Annotated in this window: 26 protein-coding genes and 1 tRNA gene; 8 read left to right on the top strand and 19 right to left on the bottom strand. The window is 35.7% G+C overall.

The window, feature by feature from the left end:
* Positions 1-94: 94 nt before the first annotated feature.
* The 3 genes from FNOD_RS00690 to FNOD_RS00680 are packed head-to-tail and all read left to right on the top strand — an operon-like array spanning position 95 to position 4,073.
* Positions 95-619: a cob(I)yrinic acid a,c-diamide adenosyltransferase gene (locus FNOD_RS00690; RefSeq protein ID WP_011993320.1), complete on the top strand. Its 525-nt coding sequence runs from the start codon at positions 95-97 to the stop codon at positions 617-619.
* Positions 616-2,085: a histidine ammonia-lyase gene (hutH, locus tag FNOD_RS00685; protein WP_011993319.1), complete on the top strand. Its 1,470-nt coding sequence runs from the start codon at positions 616-618 to the stop codon at positions 2,083-2,085. The genes FNOD_RS00690 and hutH overlap by 4 nt, the downstream gene beginning before the upstream one ends.
* On the top strand, positions 2,082-4,073 hold the full coding sequence (locus FNOD_RS00680) for a methyl-accepting chemotaxis protein (RefSeq protein ID WP_011993318.1): 1,992 nt from the start codon (positions 2,082-2,084) through the stop codon (positions 4,071-4,073). The genes hutH and FNOD_RS00680 overlap by 4 nt, the downstream gene beginning before the upstream one ends.
* A gap of 157 nt (positions 4,074-4,230) precedes the next feature.
* On the opposite strand, the gene FNOD_RS00675 is transcribed toward FNOD_RS00680, so the two are convergent.
* The 7 genes from FNOD_RS00675 to hfq are packed head-to-tail and all read right to left on the bottom strand — an operon-like array spanning position 4,231 to position 9,076.
* On the bottom strand, positions 4,231-4,635 hold the full coding sequence (locus tag FNOD_RS00675; RefSeq protein WP_011993317.1) for a hypothetical protein: 405 nt from the start codon (positions 4,633-4,635) through the stop codon (positions 4,231-4,233).
* A 3-nt stretch (positions 4,636-4,638) separates the two neighbouring features.
* Entirely contained in the window at positions 4,639-4,926 is a 288-nt protein-coding gene (rpsT, locus tag FNOD_RS00670) for a 30S ribosomal protein S20 (RefSeq protein WP_011993316.1), read from the bottom strand.
* Between the two features lie 27 nt (positions 4,927-4,953).
* Positions 4,954-6,144, bottom strand: a complete 1,191-nt coding sequence (metK, locus tag FNOD_RS00665) for a methionine adenosyltransferase (RefSeq protein WP_011993315.1) — start codon at positions 6,142-6,144, stop codon at positions 4,954-4,956.
* Positions 6,141-6,470 carry a hypothetical protein gene (locus tag FNOD_RS00660; protein WP_011993314.1) on the bottom strand — a complete coding sequence of 110 codons (330 nt, stop codon included), beginning with the start codon at positions 6,468-6,470 and terminating at the stop codon, positions 6,141-6,143. Before FNOD_RS00660 ends, metK begins: the two co-directional genes overlap by 4 nt.
* Before the next feature lie 36 nt (positions 6,471-6,506).
* Complete coding sequence (locus tag FNOD_RS00655) at positions 6,507-7,496, bottom strand: M23 family metallopeptidase (protein ID WP_011993313.1); 990 nt, start codon at positions 7,494-7,496, stop codon at positions 6,507-6,509.
* Positions 7,497-7,513: 17 nt separating this feature from the next.
* Entirely contained in the window at positions 7,514-8,779 is a 1,266-nt protein-coding gene (hflX, locus tag FNOD_RS00650; protein WP_011993312.1) for a GTPase HflX, read from the bottom strand.
* Between the two features lie 30 nt (positions 8,780-8,809).
* Positions 8,810-9,076: an RNA chaperone Hfq gene (hfq, locus tag FNOD_RS00645; RefSeq protein WP_011993311.1), complete on the bottom strand. Its 267-nt coding sequence runs from the start codon at positions 9,074-9,076 to the stop codon at positions 8,810-8,812.
* Positions 9,077-9,347: 271 nt separating this feature from the next.
* On the opposite strand from hfq, the gene FNOD_RS00640 reads away from it, so the two are divergent.
* The 4 genes from FNOD_RS00640 to FNOD_RS00625 are packed head-to-tail and all read left to right on the top strand — an operon-like array spanning position 9,348 to position 11,593.
* Positions 9,348-9,731: a DUF2089 domain-containing protein gene (locus tag FNOD_RS00640; protein WP_011993310.1), complete on the top strand. Its 384-nt coding sequence runs from the start codon at positions 9,348-9,350 to the stop codon at positions 9,729-9,731.
* 32 nt (positions 9,732-9,763) lie between these two features.
* The gene (locus FNOD_RS00635) at positions 9,764-10,261 is read left to right on the top strand and encodes a hypothetical protein (RefSeq protein WP_011993309.1); all 498 of its coding nucleotides are present in this window, start codon (positions 9,764-9,766) and stop codon (positions 10,259-10,261) included.
* Positions 10,262-10,295: 34 nt separating this feature from the next.
* Positions 10,296-11,273 carry a hypothetical protein gene (locus FNOD_RS09330; RefSeq protein WP_011993308.1) on the top strand — a complete coding sequence of 326 codons (978 nt, stop codon included), beginning with the start codon at positions 10,296-10,298 and terminating at the stop codon, positions 11,271-11,273.
* 17 nt (positions 11,274-11,290) lie between these two features.
* Complete coding sequence (locus FNOD_RS00625) at positions 11,291-11,593, top strand: hypothetical protein (protein WP_011993307.1); 303 nt, start codon at positions 11,291-11,293, stop codon at positions 11,591-11,593.
* A 59-nt stretch (positions 11,594-11,652) separates the two neighbouring features.
* Here FNOD_RS00625 and guaB read toward each other — a convergent pair whose 3' ends face one another.
* The gene (guaB, locus tag FNOD_RS00620; protein ID WP_011993306.1) at positions 11,653-13,179 is read right to left on the bottom strand and encodes an IMP dehydrogenase; all 1,527 of its coding nucleotides are present in this window, start codon (positions 13,177-13,179) and stop codon (positions 11,653-11,655) included.
* Positions 13,180-13,338: 159 nt separating this feature from the next.
* A tRNA-Gly gene (locus FNOD_RS00615) sits at positions 13,339-13,414 on the bottom strand.
* 109 nt (positions 13,415-13,523) lie between these two features.
* Here FNOD_RS00615 and FNOD_RS09960 point away from each other — a divergent pair.
* Positions 13,524-14,309 carry a DDE-type integrase/transposase/recombinase gene (locus tag FNOD_RS09960; protein WP_011993305.1) on the top strand — a complete coding sequence of 262 codons (786 nt, stop codon included), beginning with the start codon at positions 13,524-13,526 and terminating at the stop codon, positions 14,307-14,309.
* 98 nt (positions 14,310-14,407) lie between these two features.
* Here FNOD_RS09960 and FNOD_RS00605 read toward each other — a convergent pair whose 3' ends face one another.
* The 10 genes from FNOD_RS00605 to FNOD_RS00560 all read right to left on the bottom strand — a co-directional run bounded on the left by FNOD_RS00605 (position 14,408) and on the right by FNOD_RS00560 (position 23,438).
* Positions 14,408-15,556 (bottom strand): hypothetical protein, encoded by a 1,149-nt coding sequence (locus tag FNOD_RS00605; protein WP_011993304.1) that lies wholly within the window; start codon positions 15,554-15,556, stop codon positions 14,408-14,410.
* A 206-nt stretch (positions 15,557-15,762) separates the two neighbouring features.
* Positions 15,763-16,302 (bottom strand): 2-oxoacid:acceptor oxidoreductase family protein, encoded by a 540-nt coding sequence (locus FNOD_RS00600; protein WP_011993303.1) that lies wholly within the window; start codon positions 16,300-16,302, stop codon positions 15,763-15,765.
* Complete coding sequence (locus tag FNOD_RS00595) at positions 16,299-17,054, bottom strand: thiamine pyrophosphate-dependent enzyme (protein WP_011993302.1); 756 nt, start codon at positions 17,052-17,054, stop codon at positions 16,299-16,301. The genes FNOD_RS00600 and FNOD_RS00595 overlap by 4 nt, the downstream gene beginning before the upstream one ends.
* A 5-nt stretch (positions 17,055-17,059) precedes the next feature.
* Positions 17,060-18,121, bottom strand: a complete 1,062-nt coding sequence (locus FNOD_RS00590; protein WP_011993301.1) for a 3-methyl-2-oxobutanoate dehydrogenase subunit VorB — start codon at positions 18,119-18,121, stop codon at positions 17,060-17,062.
* A 17-nt stretch (positions 18,122-18,138) separates the two neighbouring features.
* On the bottom strand, positions 18,139-18,369 hold the full coding sequence (locus tag FNOD_RS00585; RefSeq protein ID WP_011993300.1) for a 4Fe-4S dicluster domain-containing protein: 231 nt from the start codon (positions 18,367-18,369) through the stop codon (positions 18,139-18,141).
* A gap of 67 nt (positions 18,370-18,436) precedes the next feature.
* Positions 18,437-19,096: a cobalamin biosynthesis protein CobQ gene (locus FNOD_RS00580; protein WP_238374595.1), complete on the bottom strand. Its 660-nt coding sequence runs from the start codon at positions 19,094-19,096 to the stop codon at positions 18,437-18,439.
* Positions 19,097-19,127: 31 nt separating this feature from the next.
* Positions 19,128-20,213: a butyrate kinase gene (buk, locus tag FNOD_RS00575; protein ID WP_011993298.1), complete on the bottom strand. Its 1,086-nt coding sequence runs from the start codon at positions 20,211-20,213 to the stop codon at positions 19,128-19,130.
* 27 nt (positions 20,214-20,240) lie between these two features.
* Positions 20,241-21,131 carry a bifunctional enoyl-CoA hydratase/phosphate acetyltransferase gene (locus FNOD_RS00570; RefSeq protein WP_011993297.1) on the bottom strand — a complete coding sequence of 297 codons (891 nt, stop codon included), beginning with the start codon at positions 21,129-21,131 and terminating at the stop codon, positions 20,241-20,243.
* The gene (gene buk, locus FNOD_RS00565; protein ID WP_011993296.1) at positions 21,128-22,201 is read right to left on the bottom strand and encodes a butyrate kinase; all 1,074 of its coding nucleotides are present in this window, start codon (positions 22,199-22,201) and stop codon (positions 21,128-21,130) included. Before buk (FNOD_RS00565) ends, FNOD_RS00570 begins: the two co-directional genes overlap by 4 nt.
* A 1-nt stretch (position 22,202) precedes the next feature.
* Positions 22,203-23,438, bottom strand: a complete 1,236-nt coding sequence (locus FNOD_RS00560) for an aminotransferase-like domain-containing protein (protein ID WP_011993295.1) — start codon at positions 23,436-23,438, stop codon at positions 22,203-22,205.
* Positions 23,439-23,806: the final 368 nt, after the last annotated feature.

Below are 23,806 nucleotides of genomic sequence, written 5' to 3'. Positions count from 1 at the left end.
CTGATATGTGTGCACTTTTCAAGATTTGAAATAGAATCTGCGGTAAGATAAAATAGAATTGTTAATACCTATCCAAACACGAGGAGGAATATATATGTCTATAACAACAAAAACAGGTGACAACGGAGAAACAAGTCTTGCTAATGGAGAGCGTGTAAAAAAAGACCATATAAGAGTACAAACCTACGGGACTGTTGATGAGTTGAATTCATTCCTTGGACTCGCCAAACATTACTTACCAGATTATGAAAGAGAAGTTGTAGAATTAATTCAAAAAAATCTATTCAGACTTGCTGCAGAACTTGCAAAAGGTGAGCAATACGTAAAATTGATAAACGAGGAAGATATAGAAAAATTAACAAATTTAGTCTATGAATACGAGTCTAAAGTCGAACTGAATTCTTTCGTAATACCTGGGGAAACAATAGCAAGTGCTCATTTGGACGTATGTAGAACAATAGCAAGAAGAGCGGAAAGATTAGTCGTAACGTTAGCAAGTCAAGAGGAAGTACGTGGTGAGGTGATAAGGTATTTAAATAGAATCTCCGACTTACTTTACATAATGGCGAGGTTCATTGAAGGTAGCCATATAAGAAAAATAAGGGGTAGTGAGTTATGATAGTAATCGATGGTGAGCACTTAAGCTTAGAAGATGTACACAATGTAAGTAGAAAATACGAATTAGTCTCTATTTCAAATGAAGCATACAAAAAAATGCGAGATAGTCGAAAAACAATAGAAAAGGTTTTAGAAATTGGAGAACCTGTGTATGGTATTAATACAGGATTTGGTGCTTTAGCTAATGTAAGAATTTCAAAAGATAAACTTAGAGATTTGCAAAGAAATATAGTTCTTTCTCATTCAGCTGGAATTGGAGAGTACTTACCAGAAGATATTGTCCGTGCAATGATTTTAATACGAGCAAACGCACTCGCAAAAGGTTACAGTGGAGTAAGACCCGTGATTGTAGAAAAACTTGTAGAACTCCTAAACAAAAAAATTACACCTTTGGTACCTGAAAAAGGTTCCGTTGGTGCAAGTGGTGACTTAGCTCCTCTTTCCCATATAGCAATGAGTATAATAGGAGAAGGAAAAGTCTTTTACAACGGAAAAATTATTGATATAAATAAAACTGACTTTGTTCCTATAGAATTAGAAGAAAAAGAAGGGTTAAGTCTTATAAACGGTACACAATTCATGGCCGCACATTTAGCACTCATCGTGCGTGATTTAGAAAAGTTAATGAAATTAGCAACACTTGTAGCTGCTTTGTCAGTAGACGTACTTTTGGGCACTCCAAAAGCTTTCGATGAAAGAATCCAACTCGCAAGACCGCATACTGGACAAATTAAAATCGCTCAATGGCTAAGGGAATTCCTTGATGAAAGTGAACTCAGAGAAAGTCATAAAAAATGCCCAAAAGTTCAGGACACGTACACATTAAGGACTATCCCCCAAGTTTACGGTGCAGTATACGATACTATCCAATGGGTCAAAGAAATTGTAATAAGGGAAATTAACTCAGCAACTGATAATCCGTTAGTTTTCGGTGATGAGATATTAAGTGGTGGGAATTTCCATGGTGAGCCTCTTGCACTATGCGCAGATTACCTTGCAGTTGCACTTACTTCCATGGGAAACATGATTGAACGGAGAATAGATAGGATTGTTAATCCAAAGGTCAACGAAGGTTTACCACCATTCTTAGCAGGTGGTGAAGAAGGCTTAAATAGTGGTTACATGATATGGCAATATACCGCCGCAGCTTTATGTAATGAAAACAAAGTACTTTCTCATCCGGCAAGCGCCGACACAATACCCACTTCCGCTTATCAAGAAGATCATGTGAGTATGGGGGCAAACGCTGTAAGAAAATTGAGGAGAGTATACGAAAATTTAGTAAGCTTAATATCAATAGAAGCTATGCTTGGAAGCACCGCATTATACTACAGACGTCCTTTGAAAAGTTCTGAACAAATCGAAAAATTTTATGGTTTAATTGATGTAAAACCAGGTAATGACAGATTTTTTGGTGATGATTTTGAGCGTGTAAAAAATACAATAGTTAGGGAGGTGCTTTCATGAGTTTACGGACAAAGCTTATATTATCTTTGGTACTTGTAGGTATCTTATCATCTTTTGTAAGTGTGCTTGTTTCTGTTTTAGTCTCAACCTCTGTTGTTAGAGATGCAGCTGAACAAATTCAGTCTTTGGTTCTATCATCTGTGAAAAAAGATATAGAGGTACATTATTTAAACGATATAATCAAACCACTCGCAGATTACTCGTTTAGTGGTGCAATATCACCTTACATGACAAACGTGAGTGATGAACTTGGGCTCAGTCAGCTTGGTTGGGGAGTACGGAATGCTTACAGTGCACTAAACCAGAAAGGTTACCACGATGTCTTTGTAGTTCTTCCAGATATGAGAGTTGTATCAAAGGATGGTTTGGCAAATGTGAAACTACCATCGGAAATAATTGAAAAAGTATTATCAGGAAAGAAAAAGACAGAAATTTATATGCCATACGAGTACAATGGAAAAAATTATATTATGGTTGCTGCTGCTGTTTATGATTTCGGTGAAAATGTTATCGGGGCGCTCGTTGGATTTTATCCAATTGACGAATTGCAAAAAATGGTAAGTAAAATAAAAATTGGTAAAACAGGATACGTTACTCTAGTTTATGGTACTTTAACAGTGGCACACCCAAAAGCTGAATTTGTTGGAAAGCTCGATTTATCAGAAGAAGAAGGAACAAAGATACTTGCTCAAGAAATCACATCCAAAACAAAAGGTACAATAGTGTACACATTTAATGGGAAACAATTCGCAGCATTTGAAAGAATTGGAAATTACAATTTAACCGCTATAGGTATAATTCCATTTTCGGAAATTACAGAGGCAGCTTATGAAATAATTATGTCTGGTGTTTTCGCTGGTATAATAATCGCACTTGGCGCAGCTTTAATTGCTATATTCCTTACAGACACAATAACTAAACGTATAAATCACGTCGTTGAAATCGCTCAAAAAGTTGCTGAAAATGACCTAACAGCAACTGTTGACGAGGCCAAGCTTGGTAAAGATGAAATCGCAAAATTAGGTCATGCGTTTAAATTACTTATAGAAAGTTTCAAACAAACAGTAGGCGAAGTTATAAAGTTAAGCGTACAAGTTTCTTCAGTATCATTTATGCTTGATGATTTGGCACAGAATTCCGCTCAAGCAGCACAAACATCTAAGGAAACAGTTCAAAAAACTACACTTGAAGTACAAGATATAGCAGCTGCGACAGAAGAAGCAAATAGCGGTATGGAAGAAATAGCAGCTGGTGCACAGAATATAGCAAGGTATTCTGAAAAACTCTCGCAAAGTGCAGAACTTATGCGCGAAAACGTGAGTTTAGTTTCCGAAAGAATGCAAGAAGTAGAAAATTCAGTTGGAGAGATTAGAACAGGAATGGGTGAATCACTGACAGCGATAGTAGAATTAACCAAATTCTCAAATCAAATAGGTGAGATAGTGGATACAATATCTAGTATCGCAGAACAGACAAACCTTCTAGCGTTGAATGCTGCAATAGAAGCTGCAAGAGCCGGTGAAGCGGGAAGAGGGTTTGCAGTAGTGGCAGACGAAATAAGAAAACTTGCAGAAGAAAGTAGACAAGCAACAAAGAAGATAGCGGAAATATTAAGTAAAATTGGTGAACAAGCCAAGAAAGTTGAAAAAGTCACAACAGGAGTTAGTCAGAAAGTTGATGGATACGTTTCTACAGTGCGAGAAGCTGGTGAAAGTTTGAGCATGTTAATTACAAAAATAGAAGAAGTATCGAAGATGACAACAGACTTAGCAGCAACGGCAGAAGAACAAAGCGGTGCAACAGAGGAAGTCAGTGCAGCTATGGATAGAGTGACAAAGAATGTCCAAGAAGTTGAGAGAGATATCGAAGAAATGGCCGCTCAGATAGCTTCTCAAGCTGATCAAATCAACGAAGTTAAGACCTATTCAGATGAACTATCAACAGCCGTTAGCGAATTAAACAATTATGTGAAGAAGTTTAAATTATAATACTTGAAACTATTCAAAAACTCCATCCTCCTATCTAAGGGGATGGAGTTTTTATTTTCATGAAGCAGAAATTGAATGTTAAAAATATAAGGATCCCCAATGAAAAGGGGATCCTTATTATTGTATCACTTATTTACTTAGAAATCATTCCTCAAAATCACTCTTCGTCCACTTCTTCTTCAATGTCATCTAATAGTTCTTCATAAGATGTCTTTAATTCCTCTTCTTCCTCAATGCTCTCTATTGTTCTTTCCTGGATCTCTTCTTTTGCTTGGCCAAGTGGATGTTGAGGATCAAGTTTTCCAGAAAAAATCTCCATTTTACTTCCGTTTTCGTAAACGTATTCTTTAGCATTAACTGGGGTTCTGAGAGTTTTCAAAACTTCAACCATAACTTCTTCATCCAAATCTTCGTTGTCAGGAAATCTTATAGTTAGTATCCCTTTCGAATAAGATAAATTGCATTTTCTTGATTTTACAAATTCTACGAGTTCTGTATTTTTTAAAGCAAAATCTGCCCTTTGCTCGTTAACTTCAAGTTCCATTACATAGTAGAATGACATTAATTACACCCCTTGCTTTTCAGCACCCAAGTAAGCTTTTACCTTGACTGCCAGTCTTGATTTCCTCCTGCTAGCTTGATTTTTATGAATTGCCCCACTTTTTGCGGCTTTATCAATTGCGCTTTGAGCTTTTCTAAATAATTCCATTATTTCTTCGGCGGATTTTTTCTGTGCTATAGCTGCGAGAACAGCTTTGATTTTGTTTTTCATACTTGTCTTGTAAGCTTTATTGAGCACTCTTCTTTTTTCAGAAACCCTTACCCTTTTTTCAGCAGACATTTTATTTGGCATACATCATTCCTCCCATTTTCTCATTTATTAAAGGTTGAAAGCAGCTTTTAACTCTCTAACCATGTCCGTTCTTTCCCAGGTAAAGTCTGGGTCATTTCTTCCAAAATGTCCGTAAGCAGCTGTCTTTCTGTAAATTGGTCTAAGAAGATCGAGTTTTTTAATTATCGCACCTGGTCTGAAATCGAAAATTTCTTCAACAACTTTTCTCAATTTTTCTTCGTCTACTTTTGCCGTTCCAAATGTATTAATCATTATAGATACTGGTCTTGCAACACCAATTGCGTAAGCTACTTGGATCATGAATTTATCCGCAAGACCTGCCGCAACAACGTTCTTCGCAACGTATCTTGCGAAATAATGAGCTGATCTGTCAACTTTTGTCGGATCTTTTCCGCTGAATGCTCCTCCACCATGTGGTATAGCCCCACCATATGTATCAACGATTATCTTTCTTCCAGTTAATCCAGTATCAGCAGATGGTCCACCAAGAACGAATCTACCGGTTGGATTGACCAAGATTTTCATATTGTCATCTCTAAGATTCTCTGGAATAATTGGATTTATAACATACTTTACAAGCGCTTCTCTTATCTCAGGAATAGTTACATCTGGTTCGTGTTGAGTGGATATAAGTACTGTATCAACTCTTACTGGTTTTTCGTTTTCATCATATTCAATCGTGACTTGTGTTTTTCCATCTGGTCTTAAGAAAGGAACTGTTCCATTTTTTCTTACCTCGGCGAGCTTCATAGCAAGCTTGTGAGCAAGCATAATTGGAAGAGGCATAAGCTCTTCTGTTTCGTTAGTAGCGTAACCAAACATCATTCCTTGGTCACCAGCTCCAACTTTTTCAATCTCATCTTCTGCTTTATCGCCCTGCTTAAACTCTGCAGCTTCGTTAACACCAAGAGCTATGTCAGGTGACTGACTGTGAATGGATGAAAGAACTGCACATGTTTCACCGTCAAAACCATACTTTGCTCTTGTATAACCGATGTCAAGCACAGTTTTTCTAACAATGTCCTGCACATCAACGTAAGCTTTTGTTGTAACTTCTCCCGCAACAATGGCAACACCTGTTGTAAGAAGTGTTTCAACAGCTACACGAGCTTTCGGATCTTGCTCAATAATCGCGTCTAAGATGGCATCACTAATTTGATCTGCCATCTTATCTGGGTGTCCTTCTGTGACACTTTCACTTGTAAAAAGTCTTCTCATCTCTCTGCCTCCCTTTCGTAGGTTTCTTTTGAGATAAACTTACCACCATCTATATCGATACTCACTGGTTTATACGAACCAGTGAATTTTGCGTGTAACTCAATCTTATTAGGACATTTCGAGCCAACATAAACTTTTTCAATCATAAAAGGCGATGACCTATCATCGTAATTTATTATAAAATCGTATCCTATTCTCAGATGACTTCTAAAAACTTCACCACATTTATTGCACTTAATATAAACAACAAGTGCGTTTTTGTCTTTGTAAAATGGATTCTTTTCAAGTTCTGCTTCAGTTTTTTCTCTTTTTTTGAAAAATAACATGGCAATCACCTTCAAAAATAAAAAAATTAGAGTTTTTTATCTTCTTTGAAGAGTAAATCTAAAAACTCCGTTATTTCCGAATTCATCAGTAATTTCAATCCTTACGTTGTACAAATTTCCAGTTTGACTTTCGATTTTATTTTCTTTAACAAATGAAACATTTTTATTATTGTAAAGTTTATAAAAACCACGGTAAATAAGTCCAGTCATGATTGTTCCTTCTTCATCGTAAACTTCGTAAGGCTTATTCCAATATTCTTCTGGAACCTCGTCAAGTATTATATGATACACCAAATTTTCTGAAAAGTACACTTTTATTTCTTTAACTCCAAGTAAATTTTTTGCTAATTCTGTGTACGCTTCAATGGAAATTTTTGGATATCGTTCACTAAAATAGTAAACTCCATTTTCTACGAATGGATACTCTTTACCTTCAATTCTTACACTCTTTAAGAGAATATTCATGCTTACTGGTCTCAAGAGGTTTTTATCGATAAATTTTAGAGGATCGTAAAAGAACTTCTCGTCGCTGCTTCTAACTTCAAAGTGTGCATGCGGTTTTGTTGCTTCTCCTGTACTACCAGAGTATCCTATCACTTCACCTCTTTGAAATTTATACTCATCAGAATAAATTTCTACAACAACCCTTTGATTTCCAAATTCTTCATTCATCATTGAAACCAATTTATCAAGCTTTTCAGAAAATTTTGAAAGGTGAGCATACAAAGTTCTGTAACCATCAGCGTGTTGGAGAACTAAAGTCTTTCCATAAATGCCCCCTTCATCTATCTCAAGACGTACTAAGTATCCATCTTCGACAGCTTTAACTGGTATACCTTCTTTCAAAAACGTACTAAAATCGATACCTGAATGGAAATGTGGAATATTACCAGTTGATCTAAATTCCATAAAAGTAGCAGTTATATAACTGTTATCAACAGGTACCATATAAAGAGCAAACAAAAAAACAGAATAAATAAAAGAAAGAAAAATAGAAGTCAAAAAAGCATACTTTCTACTTAACACTGTATATTCACACTCCCTTAAAACATTTGTTTATCGTCTTTAAGTTGCTTTGAAATTTTTTCAACTATGTTTTCTGGTCCTTTTATATCCAATATATATCCATCGTTCAGATATTCAACTACATTCCACTCTATAAAATCAGCGTATTTGAGTATAACACTGAGTTGTTCAGCTTTTATATGAATCCTCTTTCTTATATCAAAAATATCAATATATTCTCTTATTTTTTTGTATAAAACTTCAAATCCCAACTTGGATTTAGCCGATATAAAGACAGAATTTGGATACTCATACCTTATCATATCTAAATAGTCCTCTGGTACAAGGTCTATCTTATTAAAAACAATGAAATAAGGTTTATCATTCGCTTTTATTTCCTCAAGCACACTAAAAGAAGCAGAGAGTTTCTTCTTATAATTGGTATCGCTAACATCTACAAGTATGATAATTACATCTGAGTAAAGAATTTCTTCTAAAGTTGAATGAAACGCCTCAACTAAGGTGTGAGGTAACTTCCTTATAAATCCAACCGTGTCACTTAACAAAACAAATCTACCGTCAGGTAATTTAATTCTTCTAACGGTAGGATTAAGCGTTGAAAACATTTTATCTGAAATAATTATATCTTCTTCTTTAGAAAGTGCACTTAATAAAGTGCTTTTACCAGCATTTGTATATCCAACGACAGAAAAAATATAATATCCGCTTTCCAGTCTTGATTTTCTTACTGTATGTCTGTTTTTTCTGATTTTTTCAAGTTCTTTTTTTAATTGACTTATTCTATCTTTAATCCTTCTTCTATCGAGTTCGAGGATTGTTTCTCCAGGTCCTCTTGTGCCTATACCTCCACCTGGATTTGAAAGTTCTAAGCCTTTACCCCTCAATCTTGGCAGATCGTAAATAAGTTTTGCCATTTCCACTTGAAGTTTTCCTTCGTGTGTTGAAGCGTGTTTAGAAAATATTTCGAGTATAATCTGTGTTCTATCCACAACCTTTAAACCTGTTATTTCTTCAATATTTCTCAATTGTATAGGCGTAATTTCATCATCGATTACAATCAAGTCTATACTATTAGCTAAACAATAATCTTTTATTTTATGTAATTTACCACTACCAACGTATGTAACGGAATCAGGCTTTACTCTTCTTTGAATAACTTTATCAACAACTTCTATTTCTAAAGTTTTACAAAGCGTCTCAAGTTCATCTAAAGAATCAAAAGAATCCTTATTGTATGTACTCTCAACACCTAATAATATTGCCTTTTTTCCGAATTTTTCCATCTCCTTCACTTAATCCATCAAAAACCAAAATTATTCTTGTTCAGCTTCTTGTTGTTCTTGTTGTTCTTCCTCCGTCTTCATAAGCATAATATACTCCGCAGGAAGGATAGTGCTTATAGCATGCTTGTAAATAAGCGTTTGCTGTTTACCACTCTCAATAAGAACTGTAAAATTATCAAACGACCTTACTATCCCCTTTGTTTGAAAACCATTGACAAGATAAACCTTTACTTCAATTTTTTTGGTCCTAAGAATATTCAAAAACCTATCTTGAAGGTTGAACTTCTCCTTTGCCATACAAATCCCCCCATGAAATTAAGATTTAAAGAGATTATAATTATTAATTGTTATAAGAATGAAATGCTACTAATCAAATATTTTTAGTTAATTGCTTTTAAATTATACCATATTTATAGAGATTTTCAAATACCAATTTTACTTTACCTCATGTTCTATGATATAAACAGCATATTTTTTGAAACACGGAAAGCATTTTTATATTTTTGTTTTATTTGACAAGTTTTTTGGAATATGATACAATATTTTTGAAAAAGATGGGGGTGATAATATGCCAAAGATGTTACCACGCTGTCCAGTTTGCGGTAAGCCTATGAAAGTAACGCAGCTAAAATGTGAGGAAGATTCGATAACAGTGAGTGGATATTTTGAAGTACCAGAGTTTTGTTTTTTAGATGAAGAAGACACAAGATTTATAGTAATGTTTTTAAGAACGAAGGGAAATTTAAAAGAACTCGAACGACTTACGGGAATTGGATACTTTGCACTGAGAGGTAGATTAGACAAGGTACTTGAAAAAATGGGGTTAACTCCTATTGAAGAATTAACAGATGATGAGCAAGTTGACCAAGAAGAGGTGTTTAAACTGCTTAAAGAAAAGAAAATAACGGTTGAAGAAGCGATATCATTACTAAAGAAAAAGGGAGAAAAGTAAATCAATAAATGGAGGTAAATGGAGGTAATATTATGGGTGAACTCCCAAATGATGTTAGAGCTGTTCTCGAAGCACTTGCAAGAAAAGAGATATCAGTGGAAGATGCTGAAAAATTGATACTGACTTTGAAATCTTCTAAGAATACGGAAAAAAGTAAAAAAAAGAAAAGTATTATAGGTCGTGAATTTGTTTTGAGTGAAGGAGATGAGTTTAGCGGAGATATTGAAATTGTTAATGGAAAAGCCATTATTTCTGGAAAAATTAATGGAGATTTAGAAATAGTCTTTGGTGAACTTGTATTTTCTGGAGAAGTAAATGGTAACGTTGAAATTGTTGGAAGTTCAATAACTTGGCACGGTGGAAAGATAAATGGAAACCTCCAATTAGTAGGTTGTAATTACAAAGGAGAGAAACCAAAAGTTGTTGGAAATGTTAGTGAAATTAGCAATTTCTTTATAAATGGAATACTCAATACTGTAAAATACCTCGTTGTAAAACCATTCATGGCTGGAATAAAAATCGAGGAATGAATGTTTTATAAATGGCAAAAGGTGGTGAGATAAAATGGAACTGAGAAAAATACTGATGGCTGTTGAAAACGGTGAAATTACGCCAGAAGATGCTGAAAAATTAATAGATGTTATCTTCGAAAGTAATGAAAATGCAACTACAAGTGTTGTAAGTGAAGAATATATAGTTGATAAGAATTCTGTACTTAAGAATGATATATCAGCCACAAACGCAAATGTTAAGATTTATGGTGAAGTCTATGGTAATGTCTCGGTTGTTAACAGTACAGTTGAAATTTCTGGTATAGTCCATGGTAACATTAACGCTGTACGTTCGAAAATCGTATGGAATGGTGGAAGAGTTGATGGAAATGTAAATCTGGTACTCACAAAGGAAGAAGGGATTGCTAACATCGGTGGTAAAAAAAATATTGTTGACTTTAATATCCCGTTTTTAGACAAAATAGTAAAAGATAAAATTTCTGTTAATGGATTTGGAATGGATGTACTTATTATATCTGGAAAAAGAAAAGAAGAGTATTTAAAAAATGAAAAAATAGTAATCGATGGAGAAGCCCAAGTTGGTATTATTGATTGTGAAGAACTTATAGTAAATGGAGAGCTCATTTCCGAGAAAATAAATTGTGAGAATATGATTATCTCAGAAAAAGCTAAAGTAAAATCTAAAAAAATATACACTGAATCCTTGGAAAATAACGGAGATGTAATTTCAAATAAAATTCAGGTTGAATTAGCAAAAAACAATGGGACAATAAACGTAAAAAAGATATCTTCGGAAAGCTTCATTAACAAAGGCAATGTAAAATGTGAAGTATTTGACTGCGAGGTTTTAACAAATCATGGATTAATCGAAGTTGAAGAACTTTCCAATGAAAGTGTAAATAACAATGGTAAAATAATTGCTGAAGAAATTGATTGCGAAACAATTTCTAACAATGGTGAAATATATGCTACGATTTTCGAATGTGAAAATCTTATTGGAAATACTATAATAAAACGCGATAAAATATAATCAAGGAGGTGCTTGAAATGTTTTGGGGTATCATATTGTTGTCTGCTGGTATATTTATTTTATTAAGTATTGTCCTTTCTGTTACATCACCTGTTTGGCTTGTACTTGGAAGTGTAGCTTTCGTTGGAGGAGTAATAAGCATGATAAAGAGCTTTCCAAATGGGTTGGGTTTATCTATCTTAGGTGGTTTAATCGTTGTTCAAGCGTTAGGATATATAAAAATGGGATTTTGGGAATTTGTAATTGCAATAATAGCTGCCGGGCTTATCGAAATTGGATTGAAATTGATAGTTTCATCCAACAAAAATAGGTGGAGTTAACAAAAAATCAGCGGTTTGAAAACCGCTGATTTTTTCGATGAATTTTGAGAAATTACTAATTATTGATTACCTGACCAATAGTTTGGTGGTTCTTTGGTTATTATAATATCATGGGGGTGACTTTCTTTTACCGAAGCATTAGTTATCTTAATAAATTTAGCTTTCTTTTGCAATTCATCTATATTTTTTGCTCCAACATATCCCATTCCTGATCTCAATCCTCCGATAAGTTGATAAACAACATCTTTAACCGCTCCTTTGTAAGGAACCATCCCCTCAACACCTTCTGGAACGAATTTTTGGTTATCAGATTGGAAATACCTATCCGCACTTCCAGATTTCATAGCTCCTATTGAGCCCATACCTCTGTAAACTTTATATTTTCTACCCTGATAAAGTATAGTTTCGCCTGGTGACTCCTCTGTACCAGCAAATATGCTACCAAGCATAACGGTCTCTGCTCCTGCTGCAAGAGCTTTAACGATATCTCCAGAGTATCTTATTCCACCATCCGCAATAATTGGAATATCGTATTTCTTAGCTACATAAGCGCATTGTAATATCGCGCTTAATTGAGGAACACCGATTCCAGCAACAATCCTTGTTGTACATATCGAACCAGGTCCAATACCAACTTTGACAGCATCAGCACCAGCTTTAATAAGTTCTTCAACCGCTTCAGAGGTAGCAACGTTTCCAGCGATTACTGGTAAATCTGGATACATTTTTTTTATCTTTTTCACCGTTTCAATAACCTTTTTTGAATGTCCATGAGCTGTGTCAACGACTATAACATCAACACCAGCTTTAACAAGTGCTTCAACTCTTTCGAACGTGTCTTTTGATGTTCCAACAGCAGCACCAACAATTAACCTTCCTTTCGAATCGCGAGCCGCATTTGGATGCTCTATAACACTTAAAACGTCTTTGATTGTTATAAGACCTATCAATTTGTTTTTGTCATCAACTATTGGTAGCTTCTCTATTCTGTGTTCGTGAAGTATTTGCTTAGCTTTTTCTAAAGATATACCAGGTAACGCTACAACAAGCTTTTCTCTAGGAGTCATAAGTTCTTTAACTTTTTTTGAAACATCACTTTCAAATCTAACATCTCTATTAGTTAACAAACCAACTAAATAACCTTCATCATCCACGACAGGAAAACCACCGATTTTGTATTCTGCCATTAGTTTAAGCGCATTAAATATAGTATCGTTTGGATGAATCACAACAGGATTTTCTATAACACCATTTTCGGTTCTTTTGACAATCTCGACCTGGTGAGCTTGTTCTTTGATAGAAAGGTTTTTATGAATTATGCCTATACCACCTTCACGGGCTAAAGCTTTTGCCAATTCACTTTCAGTAACCGTATCCATTGCAGCACTAACAAGAGGAATGTTCAATTTTATTTGGCGCGTCAGTCTTGTTGAGACATCGGTATCTGAAGGTAAGACTTCACTGTACTGAGGGACTAACAAAACATCATCAAATGTCAAAGCTTCATCAAACTGTTCAAACGTGGCTTTAACTTTTATACTGTTTTCTCTTTTCGCACTTTTTTTACCACTCTTACCATTTGGCATACTTTTTTACCTCCAATCTCCCCACGGCTTTTTTGTTTCTTCTGTTATCTTCTTTTTATATAATAAAATAGACCCTTTTGGGTCTATTCTTACATATTTTACCTACTCTTTCAGCCCACTTAAGTACGTATTAGTAGGTGTAGAAAAGTTAAGAAAATCTGGAGCGGGCGACGGGCTTCGAACCCGCGACCCTCAGCTTGGGAAGCTGATGCTCTACCAACTGAGCTACACCCGCTCACTAAAGGATTTTGTTAACCAAAGGTATTGATAAATTTCAAAAATCATATTATCTTCTTAAAGAGGGGACACCCCCCAATATACTCTCAATAAGGAGGTATCCCGACATGACTAATATCCAACTCAAATGCCCTCATTGTGGCTCTTCTAACTTCATCAAAAACGGTCATGATAAATTCAAAAACCAAATCTTCTTTTGCAAAGACTGCAAACGTTACTTTAAACTTTCTTTCACCAAAAAACACAAACTTTTCTCTTTCCCTTACCCTCGTTGTGTTCATTGTAACCATGTCATGGAAATTTACAAAATCCGCCGTTATTTCGTTCGTTTCAGATGCAGAAAGTGCAACTTCAAAACTTCTGTTCCGCTTTCTCTTCCTCAGCCTGTACCTTTCAACTTTCATCCCTTCAAATTCTTTCGTTTCCCTATCTATATCATTCTCAAAGCTTTCATCTTGTACTTCAAATACAACCTTTCTCTTCGTGCTATTAAAGCTTGCTTGAATATCAATGTCTCTCATGTTGCTATTTACAAATGGATTATCAAGTTATCTTCTGTTATTTCGCTTTTTGAGTTTGAGAATGTATTTAAAGTTCATGGTGATGAAGTCCAAATAGAGTTAATAACTGATGGACTAAAAGCGTACGAGATAGCAGTAAAATTAAATTTTGATAATGTTGAGCACAGAGAAGTAAGACTAGGTAAAAACAACGAATGTGAATCGAAATTTTCGTTATTTAAGGTGTTTGTGAAAGCGAAAAAGAGCTTCAAGAAATTTAGCAACATACGGTACTATGTAAATGGTTTTTGCGTAGTAAGGAACCTATGCAAGTTATATGAGAACGAAAATGAGATGATTATAGCTTTAGCTTCCATCATCACTACTAGTTAACAGCATCCACTAAAGGTCATCTTCTATATTTATTATAACATAGGTTGGCCTCATTTTCAAGATATTTAATATATCTCATGTATATAGAACAATCAAAATTAAAAATTAACACTTCCACCAACAAATGCGGTTTGGACAAATTCACTGCCATTCCAAATGTATTTTATACCTGCGTATAAATTACTAAAGACTGGGTATGCTAACGTAAGGTGTGCATCAGTATTACTATCGAATAAATTACCGTTCTCGAAAGGTGTATCATCGTATAAATAGCCGTAAAGTACAAGTCCGTTTGTGCCTCCCAATGGAGGAATATTAACAACTCCTTCTCCACTAAACGTCATTTTACCTTCAAAATCGCCCTTTAATCCAACCAAAACTTTCCCGTATTGTTCAAGAATTAGACCAGCTTTAGCTATATATCCAATTTGTTGTTGATAATTTTCAGGTCCAAAACTATCTGAGCCCCTTAAAGCTGGATATCTTCTTCCCAAAAGCCATGGTGCAAAGCCGTTGGAAGCGTAATAAGGACCTGCAACAAGTTGGAAAATACCAAAATCGCCAAATATTCCACCAAACGCACCGTAACTTGTTGTTCCGTCTTTCCAAATTTGTGTATCTGCTTCTACACCCACAGAAAAACCAAGCATAGGAAGCGTCAAAGCACCGCCTGCTATATATTGAACTGGCGTAGCGTTGCTTTCAACTGTCTCCATACCACCAAAAACTGAAAGATCAAAAAGTGCAAGTTTCATAGATGCATTAGCCGTGTAAAGCGTATCTGATTGTCCAAATGTGAAATTAGTTAGTTGTTTAATCTCATATGGTATATGGGCACTTAATTTCAAAGATTCAATTCTTATACCCGCGTCTAACGTTCTAACACTTGGCAGATAGTAACCACTGAAAACAAAGCCCATTCCGTATGTAATGGGTTTCATATTTCCATACCTAAACCAAAATGTCCCAAGGTCTAATCCAAGCGCTGTGATATTAAGTCCATCAATAATATTTGTACTACTTGAAATCCCTGGCGCACCAAAGAAGAACTTTCCAGTTGTTAGATCTGTTGCGTAAGTTGTCAATGTAACACCAAGTGTTAATGGACCAACTGTGAATTCTGGACCAAACTCATAAACCATATAGTTATCTTGACCGATCTTAACAGTACTAACATTCAAATAAAACTCGGAAAAAACTAATGAAGAAAAAAGGACCAAAACCAAAAAATATATAACTTTTCTCACAAAAAACACCTCCAGTTTTCGATGATTGATTTGATGTACGAAAAACTTATATGGTATTACCAAATTTATATGTTTTATTATATCATACTCTGATATTTTAGAGTAAAGGAACCTCATATTTGTTCAAATTAGAAAAAAGCTGGGACTTTTTAGCCCCAGCATAATGCAAAAATTTATCTGATCCGCCTTTTTGAGAGCATAAGAAATTATTTCTTTGCTAACTCATATCCTCTCATAATTGCTTGTTTGTTAACTTCTATAAGCGCTGTTTTTCCGCCACTTAACTTTTTCTCAATGGCTTTGAAAATACTTTCAGTACTAACAACATTTGTCGCTCCAACAACGGCACCAAGCATAACCATGTTGGCAACTTTTAAATTACCAATCTCATCAGCAATTTCGTTACAAGGTATCTTTAACACGTTGATATCATTTCTCTTTGATTCTCTATCGATAACTGATTGATTAAGGAAAAGATAGCCATTTTCCACAACATATGGTTCAAACTTCAATAAAGAGGGGATATTCATAGCTACAACAACTTCTGCCTTGTCTGTAACTGGTGACGCGACTGGTTCGTCACTTACCACTACTGTACAATTTGCTGTACCTCCCCTCATTTCCGGACCATAAGAAGGCATCCATGTAACATTTTTACCCTCAATCATACTTGCAAGAGAGATTATTTGTCCCATCAACATTACACCTTGACCACCAAATCCAGCAAATATCATTCTTGTTGTCATTTCTCATCACCTACTTTATCTACAAATGTTCCAAGAGGATATTCTGGAACCATATGTTCTTCAAGCCATTTTAAAGCAGATATAGGATCAACACCCCAGTTTGTTGGACATGTTGAGAGGACCTCAACCATACCAAAACCAATACCATTAACTTGCGCTAAAAATGCCTTCTTTATAGCTTTCTTTGTCTTTTGAACATCTTGCGGTGTATTTACCTTTGTTCTTGCCAAGAATGCAACTCCTCTTGCCTCTTTTATAATTTCTGCTACGTGTAGAGGATAACCATCGTTTGATGCATCTCTTCCATATGGTGTTGTTGTGGTTTTCATACCAAGTAGTGTTGTCGGGGCCATTTGTCCACCAGTCATACCATATATTGCGTTGTTAACAAATATTGTTGTTATTTTTTCACCTCTGTTTGCGGCATGAACAATTTCAGCTGTACCAATCGCAGCAAGATCACCGTCACCTTGGTATGTGAATACATAGAGATCTGGTCTTGCACGTTTAATACCAGTTGCAACTGCCGGAGCTCTACCGTGTGCAGCAACGGTTGCGTCAGTGTAAAAAAATTGGTAAGCAAAAACAGAACAACCAATAGGGGCAACTGCTATCGTTTTTTCTCTAATACCAAGTTCATCTATAACTTCAGCGACAAGTCTATGGATAATTCCGTGTGTACAACCTGGACAGTATGTAAATTCCCTTTGAGTGAGACTCTCTGGTTTCTTATATATAACTTGGAATGCCATATTTATTACCTCCCGATTTTCGATTTCAAAACTTCAAGTATTTCTTCTGGAGTAGGTACAACTCCGCCAAGTCTTCCGTAGTATTCAACTGGCGCATGGTCTTTAACTGCCATTTTTACATCTTCAAGCATCTGTCCCATATTCATCTCAACATCGAATACTAACTTCTTGCCTTTTGCAATTTCTTCGAGTCTTTCGTATGGGAATGGCCATAAGGTTATTGGTCTGAACAAGCCAACTTTTATACCTTCTTTTCTTGCTTGTTCAACAACACTCTTGGCAATTCTTGCGACTGTACCAAACGCAGTTATAACTATATCCGCATCTTCTAATTTATATTCTTCCCATCTTTTTTCTGTTTTTTCAATAACTTTGTATTTTTCCACCAATCTCAAATTCATCTTTTCAAGAACGTATGGATCTATGTCAAACGATACAACAATATGTTTTTCTCTACCATTTGCACCAGTTAACGCCCAGTCTTCATGTGAAGGTAATGTACTTAAATCTCTAAATTCTGGGAATGTAACTGGCTCCATCATCTGCCCAATAACACCATCTGCAATGATTAATACGGGGTTTCTGTACTTATCTGCTAAATCAAAAGCTAAAACCGTTAGATCTACTGCCTCTTGGACGGTCGAAGGGGCAAGTACTATCAATTTGTAATCTCCGTGCCCGCCTCCTTTTGTTGCCTGCCAATAATCACCTTGCGATGGTTGTATGTCACCCAAACCTGGTCCACCACGAACGACATTAACAAAAACAGCCGGTAATTCAGCACAAGCCATGTAAGAAACACCTTCTTGCATAAGACTGAAACCTGGAGAAGACGTAGAAGTCATAATCCTTGTGCCCGTACATGCAGCACCGTAAACCATATTCACGGCAGAAACTTCACTTTCAGATTGAAGGAACGTTCCATTAACTTCAGGCAATCTTTTTGACATATATTCTGGTAATTCATTTTGCGGTGTGATTGGATAACCAAAAAACAACCTACAACCAGCTCTGATAGCTGCTTCTCCTATCGCTTCAGTACCTTTTACTAACACTCTTTCTGACATCTATTTTCCCTCCCCATTTATGCGCTTTCTACTTCTCTGTAAACAGTTATACAAGTATCTGGACACATGTTATAACAAAAACCACAAGCAATACACTTATCAACGTACTTGGCTTCAGCGGGATGGTAACCTTTTGAATTAAAACCTTCAGAAAAATCAATAACTTTCATAGGGCATACGCTGATACAAAGTCCGCAACCTTTACACCTTTCTTGGTCAATCTCAATCTTACCTTTTACTTTTGGCATCTTATCTCCTCCTTCTAACAAACAAGTTTTATAAAACTTCATGAAATAATTCCGAATTAATATCGAATCAATAATTTTCCATTTTCATAAATCTTTTGATTTTGAAAATGGGATATTTTAAGTCGTCTACGTTTAAAAATTCAGGCACAACGGTAAATTTCACTGGCACCTCTATTATCTCTGACACTTTACTTACTATTTCTTCTCCTTTTTTAATCAACTCTGGGGTTGTTTCATATGAAAGATTTGCGTTGTTTATAAGATAATCAACTTCTATTCTTGCTACTCTTCTCAACTGCTCGTAAGCTTTTATAATTCCATCGACGGTTGATGAAAATGGCCTTGCTATGTTAACCACCATACTAATTTCTGCATTACCAAGATACGGCTTCAAATAACCAAGGACAACTATACCGTTTTCTTCACCACCAACATCGATAACTGTTTTATACTCTTGATTAACAAGGTAACCAATCGCTCCACCAGTTATTATGGGTAAATCCGCATTTCTCAAAGCGCCTTTTGGATACACAGTGACTAATCCCATTTTTTCCAAATCTTCAGCTACGTCTCTTGTTCTAAAATATGGAGAGATTATGTCACCATCGATTATCGCAACTTTTTCGTATTCATCCTTCAATTTCAATGCCCAGTTTATAGCTACTTCCGTTTTTCCACTTCCAAAAAGTCCAATAAAAGCATAGTTTTTTGCTATTTTATTTTCCATATTTTTCACCTTATTCTTAATTTTTGAATTTTTAGACATTCAATTTATTCTCCCAATATATCTTTGCTTCCTCTTGACCCCTTAAAACCCTAAGTGCTCCCAATGCGAGAGCCTTCTCTTCATCTCCACCAGGAAAGACTAAAATCGGTGCAATAAATCCAGCATATTCAGTAAGCCATTTAACCATATAGTCTTTATCGTATGCAAGACCGCCTGTAAGGACTATAGCATCCACATCTCCCTTTAATACCGCCGCCATCTTTCCTATCCATTTGGCTATCTGATATGCCATCGCTTTGTAAACAAGCTCTGCTTCCTTGTTTCCTTCTCTAATCATATTTTGCACGGTCAAACCATCGTTTGTGCCTAAATAATCTACCATTCCACCAGCACCTTTAATTTTCTTTTTCATTTGGTCAAGAGTGTACTTTCCACTGAAGCATAAATCAATTAATTGAGTTAACGGTAGAGTACCACTTCTTTCAGGTGTAAACGGCCCATCACCATCAAGCGCGTTGTTCACATTAACAACTTTCCCTTTTCTATGCGCACCTATTGAAATTCCACCGCCCATGTGAACAACTATTAAATTTACATCTTCGTACTTCTTTCCAAGTTGTGCAGCAGCATTCCTTGCGGTTGCTTTCTGATTTAAAGCGTGGAAAATAGATCTTCTCTTAAACATCGGATGACCAGTATATCTTGCCAAAGGTTCAAGTTCATCCACAACCACTGGATCAACTATAAAAGAAGGTATGTCGTATTTTTTAGTAAATTCATAGGCAATTAATGCACCAAGATTTGATGCATGTTCACCGTTTTTTGCATCTCTAAGAATTTCAAGCATATCCTCTGTCACCTTATAGGTACCTCCGGGTATTGGGTCAAGAAGCCCTCCACGCCCTACAACAGCTGAAAGCTCAGTTGGTTTAACACCAATTTCGTTCAAAAATTTCTCAACAATTGTTGCTCTGAATTCAAATTGATCGGTTAGTTTTGCGTATGGTGCAAGTTCTTCTGCAGAATGTCTGAGAGTTTTAGAAGCCATCATCTCTTCATCTTCAAAAATCGCAACTTTCGTACTTGTTGAACCTGGATTTATAGTCAAAATCTTCACATTATTCACCACCTTTAATTTATCCTTTTATTCTGTCATTAAACATGTAAGTGCTAGAGACAACAATTTTGTTTCATCGCTATCTGCCCTTGACGTTAACGCAACTGGGCATTTTGCACCAATAATCGCAGAAGCAACCTTTGAACCGGCAAGAAAAACCATTGCTTTGTAGAAAATGTTACCAGCTTCTATATCAGGCATGACAAGAATATCCGCATCTCCAGCCACAGGACTTACAATTCCCTTATGTTCGGCAGCTTCTTTAGACACAGCGTTATCTAAAGCAAATGGTCCATCGATAATGCAACCCTTTATCTGGCCTCTATCGTTCATTTTGGCAAGTAATGCGGCATGAACGGTTGCCTCCATCTTTGGATTCACAACTTCTATAGCACCCAATATAGCTACTTTAGGTTTTTCAACACCAACAGCTTTTCTTGCAACAAGGACGGCATTTTCAATAAGGTGAACTTTTTGATCAAGATCTGGCGCAATTGTCATACCTGCATCCGTTACTATTAACAACTTATGGTAAAGAGGTGTTTCGAATATACTAACAAGTGACATGGTTCTACCTGTCTTAAGATTATATTCATCTTTCAAAACAGCCTTCATTAAGTCACCTGTTTTGATATTCCCTTTCATAACAAAGTGTGCTCTCTTATCAACAACTGCCTTCACTGCATCGTCAGCGGGATTCTTAGAATCGATTATTTCGTAATTTTTCAAATCGACTCTAGCTTTTTCAGCAGCAGCTATTATCTTTTGAGTATCCCCGAAAAGAATTCCATCAACTATTCCCTCGTTCCTTGCCATTTCTACGGCTCTTAAAACAACATCATCATCCGCAGCCGCGACCGCAACGATTTTTTTACCGTTATTTTTTGCTTTTTCAAGCAATTCAAATAATTTTGTCATTTTTCATCACCCCATACCTTTTCTTTCTCTTCACCTGTTAATACTCTTAAGGCGCCATAAGCGAGAGCTTCCATTTCCATCTCACCAGGTACAATGAAAATTGGGGCAAATTTGTAGATGTAATCTTTTATCATATTTATAAATTTTTCACTGTAAGCCATTCCACCGGTAAAAACAATTGCATCTACTTTACCTTTCAAAGCTACACACATCGCGCCAACTTCTTGGGCAATTTGATAAGCCATAGCCTCGATAACTTCCATCGCTTTTTTATCAGTTTCAGCCATTTTAAACGCTTCTCTCAAATCGTTTGTACCAAGGTAAGAAACCAATCCACCATGTCCGATGAACATCTTTTTTATTTCTTCTTTAGTATGTTTCCCAGAATAGCAAAGCTTTACAATATCCCCAACCGGCAATTCTCCGGTTCTCTCTACACTAAATGGTCCCTCATCGTTTGCGTTATTAACATCTATCATTCTTCCTTTCTCAAATGGTGCAACGGAAATTCCACTCCCGAGATGTGCAATTACCATGTTCAACTCATCGAATCTCTTTCCAAGTTCTTCAGCAATCCTTATGCCAACTGCCCTCATATTTGAAATATGTGATAAGCTTTTTCTTTCAATATCTTTAATTCCGGAAAGCCTTGCCTCTGGAATCATCTCATCTACACTTACTGGATCGGTTATGTAAACTGGAATTTCTTTTTTGCATTTTTTTGCAAGTTCGTATCCTATAACAGCTGCGAGATTCGAAGCATGTTGGACTTTTGTTTTGTTTAAAAGATAATCAACCATTTTTTCGTCTACTCTGTAAGTCCCACTCTCGACTGGTGGAAGTATCCCTCCGCGCGCTGCGATAGCATCTAAATCTTCTACCTTGAGATTATTCTTTTCTAAAAACTTGATTATAGCTTCTTCTCTTAATTTTTTTTGGTCCATTACTGTTGGGAATCTTTCAAGCTCTTCGACGGAATGCTGAAGGTTTTCTTGGACTAATTTGTTTTTGTCCTCAAAAATAGCGACTTTTGTGCTTGTGGCGCCTGGGTTTATAACGAGAATCTTCATATCAAATCAACCCCTTTTTCTTCCCGTATTCTACAACAACCTCTTTGAGTCTTTTCACACCTTCAATGATCTTTTCTTCAGGTGGTAAGCAGAAAGATAACCTCATAGAAGTGGATACACTATCATCAACGGTAAATGCTTGACCGGGTATGTAGTATATCTTCTTTTCTTTTGCTATTTCGAACATATCCATAGTATCGAAACCTTCAGGAAGAGTCATCCACACAAACAATCCACCTTGTGGATTGACCCATTTTGCACCTGGGATATCTGAGAAATTCTCTTCGAGAGCTTTAATCATGGTATTCTTCTTTTTTCTGTAAAGTTCAATACCAGGTTTTAACTGCTCGAATAAATCGTATCTTTCTAAATACCTTGCGGCAATTCTTTGATTCAAACTTGGACTACAAAGATCTGCAGCTTGCTTTGCCAAGGTTGCTTTTCTAACAATATCAGCACGTCCAATGATTATTCCCAATCTGAGACCTGGTGTAAGAATTTTGCTAAATGTGTTTAAAAGAACAACTCTATCCGGACCTGCCAATTTGTAAAGTGATGGCAAATTTTCACCTTCAAACCTAAGCATTCCATAAGGATCATCTTCTAGAATCAATATATCGTATTTCTCCGCAAGTTCTATTAATCTCTTCCTCTTCTCTAAGCTCATCGTCACGCCGGCGGGATTATGGAAGGTAGGGACTGTGTAAATAAACTTCACTTGGTTTACCAACCCTTTTTCATCTAGCTCCTTCAACTTCTTTTCGAGATAATCGACATCCATACCATCATCTTGTAAAGGTATAGTTTCGAATTTTGGGAAATTAATTCTAAATGCACTTGCAGCACCAAGGTAAACAGGAAATTCGGCTATACATATACTATCTTTGTCTAAGAAAATTCTTGCAATCAGGTCAAGAGCTTGTTGCGAACCCGTGGTAAAAAGCAAATTTTCACGTTCAATTCCGGTTATTCCATACGCTTTTTCAAGGAGTTTTACCATTTGTTTGGCAAGTTCATCATCACCTTCAGTTGTGTTGTATTGTAACGTATATTTATAATCTTTTTCGATAACTTCTTTGGCAATTTCAGCAAGTTCGTGTCTTGGGAACGTTTCTGGATCGGGAACTCCACCGCCAAAAGATATAGAACCTGGTACTGAAGCATACTTTAAAAGTTCCCTAATAAGTGAGGATCTCAAGTTTTTACCTATTTCTGAAAGTTTGCTTTCTAAATCCATCTTTAACCACTCCCCTGCTTTTTATAGAATTTTTGATTTGCTTTTTTGAGTTTGTCCATAAAGTTGTTAGCAAATTTATGCCATATTATCTAATTTAAAAAACATTCAATAAATTTTGAAAATAAGGCTTTATTCAAAAAGTTACAATAAAATTTATGCATTTTTTTGCATGAAAAATTTTGCAAACACTAATATTGATTGATGTTTGTGATTACATATTCATTTTTCAAGCTTTTTGAATAATATAATTGAAAAAAATACAAGCTAAATTTAAAAAACTTCATAAAGTTATAATTAAAAACTAAATTCCACCGTTAAACAGGTTTGACAATTGATAAAAAATAAGTGTAAATGGTAATTGGTACTAT

The organism is Fervidobacterium nodosum Rt17-B1 (genome assembly GCF_000017545.1).
Lineage (GTDB): Bacteria > Thermotogota > Thermotogae > Thermotogales > Fervidobacteriaceae > Fervidobacterium > Fervidobacterium nodosum.
Note: the sequence above shows the minus strand (reverse complement) of the source record. Positions and strands in the feature narration are given on the sequence as shown.